This is a genomic window from Rhizobium aureum, assembly GCF_030182495.1.
Taxonomy (GTDB): domain Bacteria; phylum Pseudomonadota; class Alphaproteobacteria; order Rhizobiales; family Rhizobiaceae; genus Rhizobium; species Rhizobium tropici_C.
Map to the genome: position 1 here is coordinate 1,147,962 of NZ_JAQJCI010000001.1, position 18,710 is coordinate 1,166,671.

The 18,710-nt window shown below is 59.6% G+C and carries 16 protein-coding genes; 15 read left to right on the plus strand and 1 reads right to left on the minus strand.

Annotation, left to right across the window (positions count from 1 at the left end):
• The first annotated feature begins 47 nt into the window (after positions 1-47).
• From PH552_RS05435 to PH552_RS05490, 12 genes are all read left to right on the plus strand, one after another.
• Positions 48-689: a Rieske (2Fe-2S) protein gene (locus tag PH552_RS05435; RefSeq protein ID WP_285165683.1), complete on the plus strand. Its 642-nt coding sequence runs from the start codon at positions 48-50 to the stop codon at positions 687-689.
• The gene (locus PH552_RS05440; RefSeq protein WP_285165737.1) at positions 689-1,534 is read left to right on the plus strand and encodes an aromatic ring-hydroxylating oxygenase subunit alpha; all 846 of its coding nucleotides are present in this window, start codon (positions 689-691) and stop codon (positions 1,532-1,534) included. The genes PH552_RS05435 and PH552_RS05440 overlap by 1 nt, the downstream gene beginning before the upstream one ends.
• Positions 1,531-2,187, plus strand: a complete 657-nt coding sequence (locus PH552_RS05445) for a glutathione S-transferase family protein (RefSeq protein WP_285165684.1) — start codon at positions 1,531-1,533, stop codon at positions 2,185-2,187. The genes PH552_RS05440 and PH552_RS05445 overlap by 4 nt, the downstream gene beginning before the upstream one ends.
• A gap of 4 nt (positions 2,188-2,191) precedes the next feature.
• Positions 2,192-3,571 (plus strand): amidohydrolase, encoded by a 1,380-nt coding sequence (locus tag PH552_RS05450; protein WP_285165685.1) that lies wholly within the window; start codon positions 2,192-2,194, stop codon positions 3,569-3,571.
• Between the two features lie 21 nt (positions 3,572-3,592).
• Positions 3,593-4,693: a BMP family ABC transporter substrate-binding protein gene (locus PH552_RS05455; protein ID WP_113251269.1), complete on the plus strand. Its 1,101-nt coding sequence runs from the start codon at positions 3,593-3,595 to the stop codon at positions 4,691-4,693.
• A 7-nt stretch (positions 4,694-4,700) separates the two neighbouring features.
• The gene (locus PH552_RS05460) at positions 4,701-6,224 is read left to right on the plus strand and encodes an ABC transporter ATP-binding protein (protein WP_113251268.1); all 1,524 of its coding nucleotides are present in this window, start codon (positions 4,701-4,703) and stop codon (positions 6,222-6,224) included.
• Positions 6,221-7,321: an ABC transporter permease gene (locus PH552_RS05465; protein WP_113251267.1), complete on the plus strand. Its 1,101-nt coding sequence runs from the start codon at positions 6,221-6,223 to the stop codon at positions 7,319-7,321. The genes PH552_RS05460 and PH552_RS05465 overlap by 4 nt, the downstream gene beginning before the upstream one ends.
• On the plus strand, positions 7,318-8,229 hold the full coding sequence (locus tag PH552_RS05470) for an ABC transporter permease (protein ID WP_113251266.1): 912 nt from the start codon (positions 7,318-7,320) through the stop codon (positions 8,227-8,229). The genes PH552_RS05465 and PH552_RS05470 overlap by 4 nt, the downstream gene beginning before the upstream one ends.
• A gap of 495 nt (positions 8,230-8,724) precedes the next feature.
• On the plus strand, positions 8,725-9,918 hold the full coding sequence (locus PH552_RS05475) for an acyltransferase family protein (RefSeq protein WP_285165686.1): 1,194 nt from the start codon (positions 8,725-8,727) through the stop codon (positions 9,916-9,918).
• Between the two features lie 15 nt (positions 9,919-9,933).
• The gene (locus PH552_RS05480; RefSeq protein WP_285165688.1) at positions 9,934-11,037 is read left to right on the plus strand and encodes a glycosyltransferase family 2 protein; all 1,104 of its coding nucleotides are present in this window, start codon (positions 9,934-9,936) and stop codon (positions 11,035-11,037) included.
• 1 nt (position 11,038) lies between these two features.
• Positions 11,039-12,064 (plus strand): glycosyltransferase family 2 protein, encoded by a 1,026-nt coding sequence (locus PH552_RS05485; RefSeq protein WP_483315469.1) that lies wholly within the window; start codon positions 11,039-11,041, stop codon positions 12,062-12,064.
• An 8-nt stretch (positions 12,065-12,072) separates the two neighbouring features.
• The gene (locus PH552_RS05490) at positions 12,073-13,851 is read left to right on the plus strand and encodes an ABC transporter ATP-binding protein (protein ID WP_285165691.1); all 1,779 of its coding nucleotides are present in this window, start codon (positions 12,073-12,075) and stop codon (positions 13,849-13,851) included.
• 115 nt (positions 13,852-13,966) lie between these two features.
• On the opposite strand, the gene PH552_RS05495 is transcribed toward PH552_RS05490, so the two are convergent.
• Positions 13,967-15,190: an ATP-binding protein gene (locus PH552_RS05495; RefSeq protein ID WP_285165692.1), complete on the minus strand. Its 1,224-nt coding sequence runs from the start codon at positions 15,188-15,190 to the stop codon at positions 13,967-13,969.
• A 670-nt stretch (positions 15,191-15,860) separates the two neighbouring features.
• Here PH552_RS05495 and PH552_RS05500 point away from each other — a divergent pair.
• The 3 genes from PH552_RS05500 (at position 15,861) to PH552_RS05510 (ending at position 18,554) form a co-directional block, all read left to right on the plus strand.
• Positions 15,861-16,586, plus strand: coding sequence for a Crp/Fnr family transcriptional regulator (locus tag PH552_RS05500; RefSeq protein ID WP_113251259.1), 726 nt, complete (start codon positions 15,861-15,863; stop codon positions 16,584-16,586).
• Between the two features lie 240 nt (positions 16,587-16,826).
• Positions 16,827-17,243, plus strand: a complete 417-nt coding sequence (locus tag PH552_RS05505; RefSeq protein ID WP_113251258.1) for a response regulator — start codon at positions 16,827-16,829, stop codon at positions 17,241-17,243.
• Positions 17,244-17,435: 192 nt separating this feature from the next.
• Entirely contained in the window at positions 17,436-18,554 is a 1,119-nt protein-coding gene (locus tag PH552_RS05510; protein ID WP_113251257.1) for a PAS domain S-box protein, read from the plus strand.
• The last annotated feature ends 156 nt before the right edge of the window (positions 18,555-18,710 follow it).

Sequence of the window (18,710 nt, forward strand, 5' to 3'; positions counted from 1 at the left end):
ATGACCAGCGGCGCTAAGCCATTGGTGAAATTAAGAGAGTTAAGGCTATGCCATTTGATGGGGCCGGGTCCTGGGCGCCAGTCGCCCTCTCCTCTGATCTTCCGCCAGGAACCGTCATACCGGCCTGGACGCCGGAGGGCTCAATCGCTCTATGGCGCAGTCAGTCGGGCCGCGCGGCCGCATCTTCGGATCGCTGTCCCCATCGCGGAATGCGATTGTCGCATGGTTTCGTTCGTGGCGAGGCGCTGTCCTGCATCTATCACGGATGGAGCTATTCGCCATCGGGCGGATGCATTCGCATTCCGGCCCATCCGGATCTCGTCCCTCCGGAAACCATTCGCGTCGCCGTGCAGCGGGTCGAGGAATCGGACGGTATTCTGTGGGTCGCCGTCGGGCAGCCGGCGATGCAGCCCCCTCCGCTCGAGGAACTGATACCGCTACGCTCGTTGACGGTGGAAACAGACGTTGCGGCCATCGAGGACGTGGCAGGAGCGGAGATCGATGCGAACGGTCTGATCCGCCTGCCTGAATTCCCATGGATCGCGCTGCTGCTGGCACCTCAGGAAAAGCATACGCTCCTCCATCTCATGGTCGACAGGGATCGCAGCCCGGCAGACCGCGTTGCGGCATCGCGGGCTGTCGAATCCATCCGCCGGGCCGCGGAAGAGCGCCAAAGGGAGAGCGCATGATGAATGGCGGCGCGATGATCGATGAATGGTATCCGGTCGGCCTTTTCAGCCAGCTCAACGAAAAAGGAACCAGGACTTATCTGATGGACGAGGCGATCGAGGTCGCCCGCGATCACGACGGGAATGCGCGGGTGACGACCGTCGAGGGAAGAATACTTCCCGTCCGCGTTCAGTATGGCCACGTCTGGTCCTCGCTCGGAAAGCCGGACAAGGCGCTTTTTGCCATTCCCGAAGCCGATCAGCCGGGCCGGCGCTTCGTCGAAGTCGGCGTGGTCCGCGTGCGCTGCTCGCCGCTTCGTGCCGTCGAGAATTTTCTCGACATCGCGCATTTTCCGTTCGTTCACACCGACATCCTCGGCGCGGAGCCGCATACGGAGGTCGAAAATTACAAGGTCGAGATCCGCGAGAACGAGGATGAAGTCTGGGCGACACAGGTAAAATTCTACCAGCCGCAGGCTGCAAAATCGGCATCCGGCGGCATTACGACCGAATATATGTATCGCGTGCCGGCTCCGACCTGTTCGGTGCTCTACAAGACCTGTCCGCCGCGACCCAGCGAATGGGACGTCATTACCCTGTTCGTCCAGCCGCTCGCGGAGGATCTTTGCGATGTATGGCCGTGGATGGCTCTCTTCGACGACGAGACGCCGATGACCGATCTCATTCACTTCCAGCAGATGATCTTCCTGCAGGATCGCTCTATCCTCGAAAACCAGATACCCACGCTTCTTCCGCTTGATCCCGGCATGGAAATTCCGACCAGGGCCGACTTAACCTCGGTCGCCTACCGGCGATGGCTCAAGCGCCATAACTATACCTACGGCGCACAGTTGGTCGCACAATGAAGCTCTATGACTACATCTTATCGCCGAGCTGCTACAAGGTACGGCTGATGGCCGCCATCCTCGGCATCAAGCTCGAAATCCGGTCGGTCGATTTCCATCCCGGCGCGGAGCATCGCGGGCCGGAGCTTCTGGCGCTCAATCCGGCGGGTTCCATCCCCATCCTCGAGGATGGCGATCTTGTGCTGACCGAGTCCTCGGCGATGCTTGCCTATCTAGCTGCCAGCGGTGCACCGGAATGGCTGGGGCAGGGTTCACCGCAGGAGACGGCGCGCGTGCAGCAATGGCTCTCCTTTTCGCATCGCCTGACGGCGGACCTTGGCGGCGCGCGGCTCCACGAAATGCTTCTGCGGCCAGGAGATATCAAGGCATTGCAGGCTCAAGGGATCGCAGCACTGCGCGAGCTGGAAGCAGGCCTCTTTGAACAGGGCGAGCGCGGCATGCAGTTCCTTGCGGCAAGCCGGCCGACGATCGCTGATATTGCCTGCTTCCCCTATGTGGCGCTTGCGCCCGACGGCGGCATCACGCTTGATCCCTATCCCTCGATCCGGCTCTGGATGCGTGCCATCCGCAGCCTGCCCGGTTTCATCGAAATGCCCGGCATTCACCGCCTGCACGAGCTGAAACCCGATCCGCATCCGGCAGGAGAGACGTGACTGGATGACCGGTTATCTTCTGAAAAATTGCGCGGCTGTGATCGTCGATGAGGGCAACGGGCCGAGCGTGCGCCGGAACGTCGATCTGCTCACCAAAGGCCCGGCTATCCAGGCGATCGGTGAGAACCTGTCGCAGAACGCGCTTCCCGAGGGCACCATCGTCCAGGACGCTACCGGCTGGTTCGTCTATCCGGGGCTCGTGAACACCCATCACCACTTCTTTCAGTGCTTCGTACGCAACCGGGCCGAGCTCGACTGGACGAAGCTTTCCGTCATCGAATGGCTCGACCGGATCTATCCGATCTTCTCGCGGCTGACGGAGGACTGCTTTTATCATTCTTCGGTCACCGCCATGGCCGAGATGATCAAGCACGGATGCACGACCGCCTTCGACCATCAATATTGCTTTCCCCGCCATGCGGGAAAACGCCTGATCGACCGTCAGTTCGAGGCAGCCGACCTTCTCGGCATGCGCTTTCATGCAGGCCGTGGCGGCAACACCCTGCCGAAGTCCGAGGGGTCGACGATCCCGGACGCCATGCTCGAAACCACCGACGAATTCATCGCTGATTGCGCGCGGCTGATCGACAGCTATCACGATGCCGGCCCCTTCAGCATGCGTCAGGTGGTGGTCGCACCCTGCCAGCCGGTCAATTGCTATCGCGAAACCTTCGTCGAGTCGGTCGCGCTGGCGCGCGATCGCGGCGTGCAGATGCACACCCATGTCGGCGAAGGTGAAAGCCCCGTTATCGAGGCGCGGCATGGCATGCGCACGGTCGATTACTGCGCCGAATTGGGCTTTGCCGGCCCCGACACCTTCTATGCTCATTGCTGGGAACTGACGCATGGCGAGCTACGCAAGATGGCGGCAAGCGGCACCGGCGTCTCCCATTGCCCCGAGCCGGTTTACCTCGTCGGGGCCGAAGTGACCGACATCCCGGCGATGCAGGCTCTCGGACTGCGTATCGGCCTCGGCTGCGATGGAGCCGCATCGAACGACAACTCGAACCTGATGCACTGCATCCATTCCGCCTACATGCTGCAGTGCCTGACGGCATCCACGCGCGCGCATGCCGTTCCGGCCCCGCTCGACTTCCTGCAATATGCGACCAGCGGCGGCGCAAGCCTATTGGGGCGCAGCGATATCGGGCGCCTCGCTCCGGGCATGGCCGCCGACCTCTTCGCGATCGATACGCGACGGATGGACTATGTCGGGACTCGGCATGACCCGCTGAGCCTGATCGCCAAGGTCGGGATCGGCATGCCCACCGATCTGACCATGATCAACGGGCGCATCGTCTGGAAAAACGGTGAATTCACCGGACTGGATGAGACCGCGCTGTTTGCGGCGGCCGAGGTGGCACTTGCAACAGTAGAATTCTGAAAGCCAAAAAGGGGAACTGGGATGCAGAAGAATCTGACCCGCAGAACATTGATGAAAAGCGCGGCCGTCGCAGGCCTCGCAACGGCCTTCACCGGCCGCTCCGCCTTTGCCGCGGCCGAACCGCTCGGCATTACGCTCGTCGTACCCTCGCCGATCGGCGACGTCGGCTGGGGCCATGCGCTGGCCGCCGGCCTTGATCCGATCAAGGCCGCCTATGGCGACAAGGTCAAGGTGACGGTGATCGAAAACATCGCCGAAGGCCCGGATGCGGATCGCATCATGAACAAGACGGTTGCCGACGGGAACCATTTCCTCATCGCCGGCTCATTCGGCTATCAGAACGGCGCGCTGCAGATTGCCCGTCGTAATCCGAAGGTGAGCGTGCTGCATGCTTCCGGCTTCCAGGTCGCTCCGAATTTCTCGCCCTTTGCCGCCAAGTATTTTCAGGGGACCTATCTGCTCGGCATGGCGGCGGCCGCCGTTTCGAAGACCGGCAAGCTCGGCTCTGTCTCCGCCTTCGCCATTCCCGAACTGATCACGTCAATCAATGCCTTCACGCTCGGCGCACAGGCGGTGAAGCCCGACATCGAGGTATCGGTCGTCTGGGTCAATTCCTGGTTCGATCCGGCCAAGGAACAGGAAGCAGCCAAGGCCCTAATCTCGCAGGGCTGCGACGTGATCTTCTCGAACGCCCAGGATACGCCCTCGGTCATCTCGGCCTGCGAGGAAGCTGGCGTTTATGCCTTCAACCTGAATTCCTCGATGAAGAAATATGCGCCGAAAACCTATCTCGGCTGCGTGTCCACGGACTGGTCGCCCTTCTTCAAGGCATCGGTCGATGCCCATCTTGCCGGCACCTTCAAGGGCGCCAATGCTTTCCTCGGCGTTTCGGACAAGGTCGTCGAAGTGGTCGACTGGAGCCCTGCAATTCCGGCCGACACGATGGCGAAGATCAAGGAAATCGAAGCGAAGATCGCAAGCGGCGGCTTTTCGCCGTTCACCGGCCCGATCACCAAGGCCGACGGCAGCGAAGGCGCGGCTTCGGGCGCGACATTGACGGATGCCCAGATCGTCGCGATGGACTGGCATGTCAAAGGTGTGAAGACGCCTTTGCCGAAGTAAGTCGCTCATGACCATTCCGCTGCTTTCGCTACGCGGCATCTCCAAAAGCTACGGCCAGGTCCATGCCAACAAGCATGTCGATCTGGACGTGGCCAAGGGCTCGATCCATGCCATCCTCGGAGAAAACGGCGCCGGCAAATCGACACTGATGAAGCTGATCTACGGCGTCGAACAACCGGACGACGGGACTATCGCCTGGCATGGGCAGCCCTTGAGCCTTGCCTCCCCCGCGGAGGCGAGACGTACTGGCATCGGGATGGTCTTTCAGCATTTCTCGCTGTTCGAGAGCCTGACAGTCGTCGAGAATATTCGCCTGATCGTCTCCGGCGGCAGGGCCGAGCTTGCGCAGCGCATCCGTGCTCTCGGGGATGAATTCGGTCTCGAAGTCGATCCGTTGGCGCATGTGCATGAACTGTCGGTCGGCGAGCGGCAGCGGGTGGAAATCATCCGGTGTCTGATGACCGATCCGAAGCTGCTGATTCTCGACGAGCCGACTTCGGTGCTGCCGCCGCAGGCGGTCGGGAAGCTGTTCGATACGTTGCGCCGGCTGCGCGACGGCGGCGTATCGATCCTCTTCATCTCGCACAAGCTGGAAGAGATCCAGTCCCTGTGCGACCGTGCGACCATCCTACGCGGCGGACGCGTGACCGGACATGTGGATCCGCGTGAGCACGACGCCCATGATCTCGCCCGCATGATGATCGGCCGCGACATGCCGGAGCCAATACCAGCATTGCCCTTGGCCGAGGGCGAAAAGCGCCTGGAAATCATCGGCCTCGATCACCGGCCGGACGATCCTTTTGGCATGCCGCTTTCGACCATCAGCCTGAGCGTGCGCAGCGGCGAGATTCTGGGTATTGCCGGCATTTCCGGGAATGGACAAAAGGAACTTGCCGCGCTCATCTCGGGGGAAACGCCCCTGCCCCGGGACAAACGCGATCAGATCTTCATGATGGGGCGGGATGTCGGCAGCCTCGACGCCGCCAGCCGTCGAAAACTAGGCTTTGCCTTTGTCCCGGAAGACCGGCTCGGGCATGGTGCCGTCCCCGAAATGTCGCTGACGCTCAACAGCCTGCTGACGGCTCATCCCTTGAAGCTTGTGCGACATGGTCTCCTTGACAGCACCAAGGCCACCGCCTTCGCAGCTGAGTGCATCCGGGACTATGATGTGCGCACGCGCGGCCCGGATGCGGAAGCCGGCTCGCTTTCCGGAGGAAACCTGCAGAAGTTCATCGTCGGCCGCGAAATCATGCTCGCGCCGAAACTGCTCTTTCTTGCGCAACCAACCTGGGGCGTCGATGTCGGCGCCGCCTCCGCCATTCGCAAACGGCTGATCGAGCTGCGCAATCAAGGCATGGCCATTCTCGTCATATCCGAGGAACTCGAGGAATTGTTCGAGCTCAGCGACTTTATCCAGGTGCTTTACCACGGCACGCTGAGCCCGCCGCTCGGCACGCGCGATACCCGACCGGAAGACATCGGTCGATACATGATCGGCGCACAGCCCCAACGGGAAAACCTATCCGCATGAGCAGTTCTTTCGTCGCCGCTTTGCCCACCTTTGTCCGCCGGGAACGGGCCTCATTCACCGCGAAGCTGCTAGCACCGCCGATCGCTCTCATCGTCACCATCATACTCAACCTCGGCCTCTATATCGCCATGGGTCGCGATCCGGCAGCGGTGATCTACGCCATGCTGGTCGAGCCGTTCTTCTCCTGGGCCTCATTCTCGGAAGTACTGCTGAAGACCGGTCCGCTGCTTCTGATCGCACAGGGTCTGGCGATCGGCTTTCGGGCGAAAGTCTTCAACATCGGCGCCGAGGGCCAATTCATTCTCGGCGCAATCTTCGCCTCCGCCATACCCATCTGGATACCGCAGGCAACGGGCCAATGGATCTGGCCGGCAATGCTGCTCTTCGGCACCATCGGCGGCGCGCTGTGGGCCTCCTTGACCGCCTTCTGGCGCGTCAGGCTCAATGCCAACGAAATCCTCGTCTCGCTGATGCTGAGCTTCGTCGCCGCGCAATTGCTCAATTACCTGCTTCTCGGCCCATGGAAGGATCCGAACGGTTTCAATTTCCCGCAATCTGTCATGTTCCAGTACGATGCCATGGTGCCGATCCTGTTCGAAGGAACGCGCGTCAACGTCTCGCTCATCCTCGCGGCCGGCCTATCGATCGCGGCATGGATCTTCATGCAGAAGAGCTTCGCCGGATATAAATTGCAGGTCGGCGGACTGGCCCCCCGGGCGGCAGGCTATGCCGGCTTCAAGGAGAGCTGGGCAATCTGGCTCTCGCTGATGATAGGCGGTGCTGCTGCCGGTCTTGCCGGCGCTGCCGAAGTTGCCGGCCCGCTTGGCCAGCTGCAACGTTCCATCTCGACCGGATATGGCTATGCGGCAATCATCGTTGCCTACCTCGGCGGTCTCAATCCCATCGGCATCGTTATTTCCTCGATCGTCATGGCCGCACTCTACATCGGCGGCGACAATGCCATGGTCTCCGCCAATCTACCGATTGCCGCCGTCCGCGTCTTCCAGGGCAGCCTGCTCCTCATCTATCTGATTGCTGTCGCCTTCGTGCGCTATCGCATCGTATGGCGTCCCATGTCCGCCCGGAGCACATCATGAGTGCCGTCCAATTCATCCTCGCGGGCATGCTGGCAGCCGCAACGCCGTTTCTGCTGGCAGCCTTGGGTGAGCTTGTCGTCGAGCGCGCCGGCGTCCTCAATCTCGGTGTTGAAGGATTGATGGCGCTTGGTGCCGTCATCGCCTTCATCGTCGTCTATCACGGGGGCGGCCATTTTCTGGCTTTCCTTGCTGCCGGTTTCGGAAGCGCTCTGCTTTCCATGGTCTTTGCCGGAATCGTTCTTGGCTTCAACGCGAACCAGGTCGCCGCCGGCCTTGCGCTCGGTATCCTGGGCCAGGGCCTCTCGGCGCTATTCGGCAAGAGCTATGAGAGCCTGACCGTCACCACGCTGCCGAAGATCGCGATCCTCGGGCTCTCGCAAATTCCCCTCATCGGTGGCCTTTTCAATCAGGATATCGTCGTCTGGATCTCGCTCGTCGTGACAATCGGCATATGGGCGATGTTTGCCTACGGCAAGATCGGCCTTATCCTGCGCGCCGTCGGCGAAAATCCCAAGGCCGCCCATGCCATCGGCTATCCCATCATCGCGATCCGTTTCGCCGCGGTTGCCTTCGGCGGCATGATGGCAGGCTTTGCCGGCGCCTATGCCGCAACGATCTACACGCCGCTCTGGGCCGACGGCATGATCGCCGGCCGCGGATGGATTGCCATTGCCCTCGTCGTCTTCGGAACCTGGCTGACAACGAGGATCTTCTTAGGGGCCTGCTTGTTTGGCGCGGTATCACTGATGGGGCTTGCCGCCCAGGCAAGCGGACTTGCCGTTTCCTCGCAGCTGCTGGCATGCCTGCCCTATCTCGTGACGATCGTCGTCCTCGGCATCATCTCGGCGGACCGCCGCCTGCTGAAGCTCAATGGTGTCGCCTCTCTTGGTGAGCCATTCGAACGGTAGCAGGACCACTCGACCAGCACTCCGTGCAGTCGGCAATATGTTGCGTCTGCAAGGCGAAATCAACCGGAAACTATGCCGTATATCGCAGCTTATGGATGTTTCATGGCTCTGAAATCCTTCGATAATTGCATAGTGTGAATACAAGGTTGACCGATGGGAGGCGCGCCCAACATTACCTTGCGGCGGCCCGCCGCTCTTGCCGCAAGGGGACGAACCTGCCTTGTGAGGGGGGAAGGTTTGCGCCTGCACGAGCGGCGATATTTCCGTAATTTTCCAAACATGCCAGTTTGTTTCAAACACGTGATCAACCGCAGCCTTATCGGCCCCGAATTGCCCAAGTTTGGCCGGATTTCATTCGGACGCCTCTAAAGGTCGCCCGGCAAGTTCATCGGGTTTATCCGGTGGGTAAGAAGAAGAGCATCTGCAAGCCGCAGAGTATAGGGAGCTGGCGCCATCAATGAGGGGTCCGAAATAGGCTGAAAACCGGGGGTGTTTATGCTTAGTATGCGCGACCGCCAATTGGACGGCCTGAGAACCATTGCCGTTGCCATGGTGCTCTACGCACATTTTTTCGCGGCCGATGGGTCCATCTGGGGTCATCTCGGCGTTCGTCTCTTTTTCGTACTCAGCGGCTTCCTGATCACGCGCCTGTTGTCGGAAGCGCGAGCCGATGCGCGCTATCAGCCGGCTACCGCACTGAAGGCATTCTACATCCGCCGCGCGCTACGCATATTTCCTCCCTATTTCGCGGTTCTGGCGCTGGTGTGGTTCATCAATCTCGAAGGCGTTCGCGGCACCGGCACTCTGAAATGGCATGCGCTCTACCTGGCAAACTACTGGTATGCCCTGCGCGGCGAATGGACGCCCTGGGTTCTATGCCATACCTGGAGCCTTAGCATCGAGGAACAGTTCTATATCGTCTGGCCGCTGGCAATCCTGCTGGCGCCGCGCCGGATAATCGGGCGTCTCTGTATTGCCGTCATTGCCTGCTCGCTTGCCTATCGCCTCTACTGGCCGCTGACAGGAACGCCCTCCTTGACGCGCGACTTGCTTCCTTCCGCTTCCATGGATGCGCTGGCGAGCGGCGCCCTGCTCGCAGTCCACCGCGAGAGGACACGAGCCTGGCCACAATGGATGCGGCTGGGCTGGATGCCATTGGTGGCCGCCGCCACCGTAGCGCTATGGCTCAGACCTGATCCGATAACGCCTGTTCTCGACTGGTGCATCTGGATCGGCTCGGAGGTCTTTCCGCTCGTGCCGCTCGTCATGCTGGTCGGCGGTGCCTCTTCGGGTTTTCGATCCGGTTTCGGCCCGCTGCTCGAATCCTCGCCGATGGCAGCCACCGGGCGGGTCAGTTACGGCATCTATCTCTTCCATCCGATCGTCCTTTCGCTGATCATCAAGGCTCAAGCCTGGATTCCGGTCAACGTCTCGGAACAGGGCTTCGGCCGCTTGATCGTCGGAAGTGTAGCCACCTTGGCTCTGGCTTCGATTTCCTGGCGCCTTTTCGAAAAGCCGTTGAACGGCCTCAAGCGCTATTTTCCCTATGTCGACCGCAGTCATCCGCCGGCGGCCGCGATCGGCGAACCAAGGGAAGAGCGGCGTGGTGGTAAAATATACGAAACGGCGCTCTATCACCGTGGCGACCACGATCGCGGCGACGCCGTCCAAACCTCCGATCTGCAATAGTGCGCGAGCTGAAGAATGACCGTTCCACTGGTTTCCGTCCTGCTGCCCGTCTATAATGGCGAACCTTATCTCGCCGCAGCCGTCGAGAGCATCCTGCGACAGGATCACAAGCGCCTCGAGGTCATTGCCATCGACGATGGTTCGACCGACCGCTCGCTGGACATCCTGCGACGCCATCAAGCGGCCGACGACCGCCTCCGCATCGTCTCGCGTGAAAACCGCGGGCTCATTGCGACGCTCAACGAAGGCATGACCATGGCGAAAGGCGATTTCATCGCCCGAATGGATGCCGATGATATCGCCTATCCCGAGCGCTTTTCACGCCAGATCGCCCTCTTTCGGGAGCGGCCCGTGCTTGCGATCAGCGGCACCGGCGTCGACCGGCTCATCGGCAATCGCGTCGTGCGCGGCACGCCCAACCCGATCCATCAGTCAGCTGACTGGGGTGTTTTGTCGATGTTTTACACGGTCTTCATGCATTCGACCGTCATGTACAACCGCAATGTCATTCCGGCTGGCATGCTGACCTATGATGCAAGCTATGTGCACGCGGAGGATTTCGATCTGTTCCGGCGGATCACCCGTGAATTCCCCGCCGCCATGATCGATGACAGCCTTGTTGCCTATCGCGTTCACGACGAAAGTGTCACCAACAAGCATAAGCGGCCGATGCGCCGCACGCATCTGGCGATCGCGGCAGAAAATCTCCAGCGGGAAGGTCTGATCGACGATCTCCATGCCTTGCACGATATCGGTGCGGCGGTGACGCATGACACGGTTGCCCGTGCCGCCGACTGTCTCCTCTCCATCGAAGGAAGGATCGCCGCGCGCGGCCTACAAGCCTCCGCGAGCCATCAGGAAGGACTGATGTGCTTCTTCTATTTCCTCTACCAGCTCATCGCGGACGAAAAGCAGCCCGCGTTGACGCATCAGTTCCTCACACAAACAGGCAAATGGCATACGATCCGGCGACGCGAGCGGTATGGACTTCGCGCCGCCACCTATGCGCCCTGGTGCAGCCGCCTTTGGAGTGATGCGAGCCTGCGCCTCGACGCCCTGGCGAGGTATCGGCAATCGGTACCGGCAAGCAGCGTGCTGCCGCTGCAGGGACTTGCCTGACATGGCCGGGGAGAATCCTGCCATCTCGAGAGGACATGCGCGGAAGGTCGCCATGCCCCCCGGTCCCTCCGTCGAGCGAGGTCCGGCGGCGAGTTTCATCGTCTGCACCCGCAACCGCGCCCAGGCGCTCGAGGCTTGCATCCGGTCGATCGAAGCAGCCAGTCTGGCCCATGGTTCGATGACAAGCGAGCTGGTGGTGGTCGACAACGGCTCGACCGACGATACCGCCGACCGGCTGGCCCGGATAGTGGTCACATCGAGCATCACGATCATACCGGTGGTGGAGCGCCGCCGCGGCTTGGCGGCCGCCCGCAATGCGGGGATGGAACGCTCTCGCGGGCGCATCCTGATCTTTATCGACGATGATTGCGAAGTGGACCTGCATTACCTGCGGGACCTGGAGCGGCATTACGCAGGCGGAGAGCGCCTCGTCATCCGGGGCGGCCGTGTCGAACTCGGCGATGCGCGGGATCTGCCGTTTACGATCAAGCGATCACCGGAGCCCGCCCGTTTTACGCCCGATGTCCATCCAGGCGGTTTCATCCTCGGCTGCAACATGACGATGCACCGGGAAGTCGCCAGGCGCGTCGGCCGCTTCGACGAGCGCTTCGGCGCCGGCAGCGCCTTGCAATCGGCCGAGGACACCGACTATCTCGTCCGTGCCTTCAAGCTCAGTATTCCGGTCGAATATGTTCCCGACATGAACGTGCTGCATTATCACGGACGCAACACGCGCGAGGCGATCGAACGGCTTCACCGCAATTATAGCCTCGGAAATGGCGGCCTCTGTCTGAAGCATCTGCTCGGCGCACCCTGGCTCCTTCGTCATTTCTGCTGGACTTTCCGCTCGGCCTGGCGGGAATTATGGGGTGGGCCACGCTTCGATCCGGAAGTATCCTTGTCTCATTGGCCGATCGTGTCCATGAATTTGCTGGGCGCTTTCGAATTCGCGCGATGTGCGATGACGAGTCGCCCCCGACAGCCGGAGCTGAACCAGATCAAGCAGACAACCCGTTCGTTGAGGTGATATCCGTCATGCTGAAACTCCTCCTGCCGGGCCTGCAACTCCTACGACAGGCGCTTGGCCGGCAGATCCGGCTGCTGCCTGTCGTCGTCGTCCTTGGCCTGATCGGCGCCGTGCTCGAGGGCACCGGCATCGGCCTCATCATTCCGATGCTCGGCATTATCGGCGGTGAAAAGGCCCCGACGGGATTGAGCGGATTTTCCGCCCTCTTCCAGCAGGCCGGATCGGGTCTGGACGACCGGCAGCGGATGATGGCCATTGCCGCCTGCATTCTCGCGCTGATCACCTTGAAGAATATTCTTGCCTTCGCCAATACGGCCCTCACCAACTTCATCCATGGCAAGGCCGGTCATGCGATCCGCAGCGCGCTCGCCGATCAGCTCCTTAAGATCGGATATCCATTCTTCCTGCAGGAAAGCCCAGGCCGGCTGCTCAACATCATCTCCAATGAATCCTGGCGGGCATCCGATGCGATACAGACGGTGCTTGCGGCGATCGTGAACGCGTCGGCGGCAATCATTCTGCTTGCCTTTCTGCTGCTGCTGTCGTGGCAAATGACGCTCTGCGTCGCGCTCGGCCTCATCCTCGTCCAGGCCGCGCATGCGGGCTTGTCAGCGGGCCTGAGGATGCCGAGCCGCAAGGTCGCTTCTTCCAACAATGAACTCGCCAGCCGAATGCTGCATCTCGTCCACGCCGGGCGGCTGATCCGGATTTTCGGTCAAGAGGCGCGCGAAAAGGCCGTGTTCAACGGCGCATCCAATGCTGTGAGGAAGGCGGGCTTCGTTCTCCAGACCCGCCAGGGCGCGCTGCCGCCGCTGACGGAGGTTTTGCATTCCGCGCTTTTCCTCGCGGTGGTCGTCAGCGCCTGGGCGTGGGAGGTCAGCTTTCCCATCATCGTGGCCTTCGTGGTCCTGCTATACCGGCTGCAGCCGCACGTGCGTGCCCTGCAGCAGGCATGGAGCCAGATGCAGGGCTGGAGCGGGTCGCTGGAGGAAGTCCGCTGGCTGCTGGATGCCTCCGACAAGCCACAGCCGCCGGCTGGAGACCTGCCGGCTCCCCGACTGAGCCGGGAGATAAAATTCGACGGCGTGACCTTTCAATATCCGGGCTCTGCCGCGCGGCCGGTGGTGCTGCGCTCCGCCAGTTTCGAGATCGGTCACGGTCGCTCCACCGCCCTCATCGGTCGATCGGGTGCGGGAAAGACGACGATCGTGAACCTGCTGTGCCGTTTTGTCGAACCCGACGAAGGCGAGATCCTGATCGATGGATCGCCGCTGAGCCGCATCGATCCCACGCAATGGCGAAACAGGCTTGCGCTTGCCAGCCAGGACCTGGAACTGGTTGACGGCACCATTTTCGAAAACATCGTCTACGGGCAGCACGCCTCGCCGGCCGAGGCCGAACGGGCCGCCAGGCTTGCCGAAGCGCATGAATTCATCGAAAAGCTCCCCGAAGGATACAAGACGCTCGTCGGCTACAGGGGCGCCAGCCTTTCGGCCGGACAGCGGCAGCGAATAGCGCTCGCAAGAGCGCTCGTTCGCGATCCCGATATCCTCATTCTGGATGAAGCCACCAACGCCATGGATGGACTGTCGGAGGCCGCCATCGTGGAGACGCTGAAATTGCGCGCCGGCCGCCGCACCACGATCGTCATCAGCCATCATCGCAGCACGATCTCGTTCTGTGACGACGTCGTCATCCTCAGCGGCGGGCGCGTCCGCAACCAGACGGCATTCTCCGAAGTCGCATCGCTGAGCATGGATCAGCTCTATGAGCAAGAACTGCCATAGTTTCGAGTGGATAGATTTGCTCTTGATGGGAATCAAACCTAAGGCCAATTTGTTATCGAAACCGTCGAAGTTTCAAGAATGCTCGAGTCTGGAGCTGAAGCGAAATTCTCACGCGCTAACGCCACAATGCCGATATTGGAACAGCGGACAGACGTTCCCCGAAAGGGATCACCCTGTCATGGTCGTACAAGACGATACCCGAAACAAACTTTTCTCCAGATGCTTCGGCCAAAATTCGCAACCCCGAAAAATCGGAATTCGAGACGGTTGCTGCCGCTTTTATCTCAATACCGACGATCCGCCCTCTTCTATCTTCGATGACGATATCGACTTCGTTCTGCTGCTTGTCCCGAAAGTGCGAAAACTCGAAGCGGGTTTGCCCACCGCTGGCGAGTTTGAGGATCTCCCCAAAAACGAAAGTCTCCAGCAACGCCCCGAATTCGCCCCTGTCGTCGCGGAGGCGCTCAAGAGAGAGGTCGCGAAGGGATGCGAGAAGACCAGAATCGAGGAAATGTACTTTCGGCGTCTTTGTCAGGCGTTTCAGTTTGTCGGAAAACCAAGGTTGCACGGTTCGAGCGAGGAACAGGCTCTCGAAGATTCCGACGTATTTTGGCGTTGTGATGTGGTTCATCCCGATGGCAGCCCCAATCCCGGAATAGTTCACGAGCTGGCCCGAATGCTCTGCCAGAACGCGTAGCAGTCGCGGCATTTGAGCAATCTGCTCGATTTGCGCAATATCGCGAACGTCGCGTTGAACGATCGCCTGGATGTAATCCGCATACCAGTCCTGTCTGCGGCTCAAGGTTTTGCGGCCCAATGCCTCGGGATATCCACCGGCCAGAACCGCAGCCATCAGGTCGTCTCCGACGATTGGTTCTCCGGCCTTTGCTTCGTTTTGAAAAGCGTCACTCAGGAAGCTGCTGCCGGCCCGTCTGATCTCGCTTTGCGCAAGCGGCAGCAATCGAACGACCTCCATGCGCCCTGCGAGCGAGTCTGCCACGCGTGGCAGCGTCATAAGATCGGCTGAACCGGTCAGGAGGAAACGCCCTGGGCGCTGGTCGGAGTCCACACTCTCCTTGATCGCCAACAACAGCTCGGGAGCGCGCTGAATTTCATCGATAATGGCGCGGTCCATACCCCTTACAAAGCCAACTGGATCCTGTCGCGCTGCCTCAAGGGTCGTCCCATTGTCCAGCGTGTAATACTCCATCCCCTCGTTAGCCATCTTCCTGGCCAACGTCGTTTTACCTGATTGTCGGGGACCTACGATCAGAACGACTCGCGTGTCCGACATGGCGTCGGCAACGCGTTGCTCAACGAGCCTTGGATACAGCGCCATAGCTTCATTCCATTGGTGACCGTTTGAAACTACGGTGACGACCAATTGAAAGTCACGTCGCGACCGATTGAAACAGCAAATCAAAAGTCGGTGGCATGCTAGATAGCGATATGAGGTAGGCGAGAGGCCATCGCATCCCCAAGCCCACCAGCTTTAGCAACGGAAATAATGCAGCTCTTGATGGAATTCGAACCAATGGTCATCCCGTTTGGATGGGCTGACGCCTTGAACATGGCGCACGGCTCGATAAGTGAAAGCCGCAAGGCAACTACTTCGCGAACTCATGATACGGCCCGACCGCCGATGCCTATGTATCAACATCGCGCTTGCCCGATCCTGGACACAGGCGCTGATGCGGGCAAGAACGATCTGACAGACGTCGCGACCCTTGAATAACTATCACCTTGGACTAGATCAATTGTTGTCGGCGCCCATCGCAGGACCGACAGCCGCGAAGGCGCCGAGGACGCCTTCGCGGAAGGATCCACCGGTTCTGTCCATTTTCGCAATTGCGCAAACGGTCGCGCCTTGGCGTGAGAGCGATTGTGAACAAAAGTAGAATCGCCAGAAGCGCATAACCCTCAAGCCGCCGTGGCCATGCGCTTCGTGTCGTACGAGGCAAACCATCGCGTTGCCTTGGAGCAAATCGGCTCCTCGAATTGGAGCTGATATGACAATAAGACAAGAAATTATCCGCAATAGGCTTCTCAAAGCCTTGCCACCGAAGGTCTTTGCGACGTTTTTGCCCCATATGCGCTTCGTGGATTTGCCGGCACGACACGTGTTGGTTCAAGCTGATGAACCGACAACGGAGGTCTGTTTCATCGAGAGTGGCCTTGCCTCGGTGGTTGCAGCCACGATCGAAGACGAGAGCATAGAAGTTGGTCATGTGGGCCATGAAGGCATGGCGGGAACACACATTCTGCTCATGGTTGACCAAACGCCCAACAAGACTTTTATGCAGGTGGAAGGACGGGGCGTTCAAATTCCGGTTCAGCCTTTCGTCGAGCTGCTATCTTCCGAACCCAATGTGAGAAGCTTTCTCCTCCGTTATCTGCATACGACCGATCTGCAACTTGCCCATTCCGCGCTGGCAAACGCCAGATACAACATGCATGAGCGCCTTGCACGCTGGCTGCTTATGTGCCACGACCGGCTCAATGGACCCGATCTCCCGCTGACGCATGAATTCCTCTCATTGATGCTTGGTGTGCGACGTTCCGGCGTAACCAACGAACTCCATGTCCTCGAAGGAATCCATGCCATCAAGGCCACTCGCGGAAATGTCCGCATTGTAAATCGAGAGAAGCTTCTGGAGATCGCCGGCGGCTGCTATGGCACACCCGAACGCGAGTATGAACGGGTAATGGATCTCGCCTTCGTCGCTTTCCTTTAATTTTTCAAGGTTATCGCATCAGCAAGCCGTAAAACCAGGAGGAGATATTCTTGCTGGCTGCGGATTTCGGCGTGCGGCGAACAATACCGCGCCCGATACCAGTGGCCGCCAAGATCCTCCAGAACATCGTCAAGAACGGCATTTGCGCCTCGGTGCCATGCTGTTCTGTACGTTTTCGCACATGCCGTATCATCCCGCGATGAATGTGCTAGTTTTTGCCTTCCCGGGAAGGAGCGCGCGATGAATCTCTCAAATATCTCCATTCTTTTACTTGAGGATCAGCCGCTTGCGGCGCTCGATATCGAAGATTACTTACGAGATGCTGGGGTGACGGAGATCCGTGTCATCTCATCCTGTTCCGATGGACAGGCGTGGCTCAATGAACATAATCCTGATCTCACAATACTGGATATCCATTTGAGAGACGGTGACTGCAGCCGCATCGTCGGAACACTCAAAACGCGCAGCTTGCCATACATCATCTACTCGGCATCCGACAGATCGCAATACGGCGACTTGTCCGGATTCGCGGACGCGCCTTGGATGTCGAAACCGGCGGATCCCCAGTTGTTGGTCGCCGAGGTCAAGGCATGTCTTGGTTCTTCGAAGTATCGAAGTGAACGGAGGCCAGGGGCTGTTTCATTATCGAAACACTGACGGAGGCTTGGATGACAGAGGCGGCTCCAAGGTACTTCTCCTCCGTTCCGGCATGGCAGGCATGCTCCAACGAATGCCTGCCCCAAAATTCAGATCGTGCGGCGATAAAGTGTCGAAACAACATCTTATCGTTGGTGCGATCATTTGCTAACATTATACCCACGAGCGAATTAAGGATATCTTCGTCCGGACATGACGTCTCATTACCCGACTGACAGCGATAAGAGCGGAAACACGTATTCAGACGACAAGGATAACGGCTCGTCGAGTTTTCTCACTAGCCCACCCCACGGCCCGTGGAGCGGAGGATCCAGCATCGACAGCGTTGAAAATCCGCGGGCCTGGCTTGCGGCGATTGTCGAAAATTCCAACGACGCCATCCTGAGTAAGATGCTCAATGGTACAATTACCAGTTGGAATGCGAGCGCGGAACGCATCTTCGGCTTTTCGGCGGAGGAAGTGATCGGTCAATCGATTCTGATCCTGGTACCCGAGGACCGGGTGCAGGAGGAAAATACAATTCTCGAAAAGATCCGCCGTGGTGAGCGAGTCGAACATTTCGAGACCGTCCGAAAGCGCAAGGATGGGAGCCTTATCGAAGTTTCCCTCACGGTTTCGCCCGTTCGCGGCAAGAAAGGAAGGATCATCGGCGCTTCCAAGATTGCGAGAGACATTTCAGAACGGCGGCGCCTGGAGTATCGCCAAAAGCTGCTGCTGCGGGAGATGAATCACCGGATCAAGAATCTCTTTTCCGTGGCGTCGGCCCTGATTTCCCAGACCAAGCGGTCGGCACGGAGCGTGGACGAACTGGCGGATAGCCTGCATGCACGTCTGGCTGCCTTGACGCGTGCTCATGATCTCATCTTGCCCGATCTTATCGACAGCGAGATGAAAGGCGATCGCAAAACCACGTTATTTGCGTTGCTTGAAGCTATTCTTGCGCCTTATGGTGATGGGTCACGGACCATGACGAAAATCGAAGGAACGGATGTCACCGTCGGAGGCAGCGCTCTAACCTCCTTGGCCCTTGTTCTCAACGAATTCGCCACCAACGCCGCCAAATATGGATGCCTTGCGGTAGCCGAAGGCCACTTGTCCGTACAGTGTTTGACTGATGAGCGAAACCTCCACCTCACGTGGGTTGAGGCAGGAGGACCGACAGTAGATGCTTCGCATCGCAGGGAAGGGTTTGGGGGGCAGCTTGAAAGAGCGATCATCACGTCAGCACTGCATGGAAGAATTTCGCGCGAATGGGCATCCACCGGATTGGTCATCTCAATGCATGTGCCGTTATCCCAGCTCGAGATTTAGCGCTCTCAGTCGGCCAGGCGACCCTCGCGCAAGACGCTCGGCCGCATCAGTTTGCCCGCGGCGCCGACCCGTGGTCGACGACGCGGGTGAACTTCCCAGCGATGGAAACGATACTTGGCGGGCGCTGCAATTGCCAAAATGACGCGAAGGACGCCG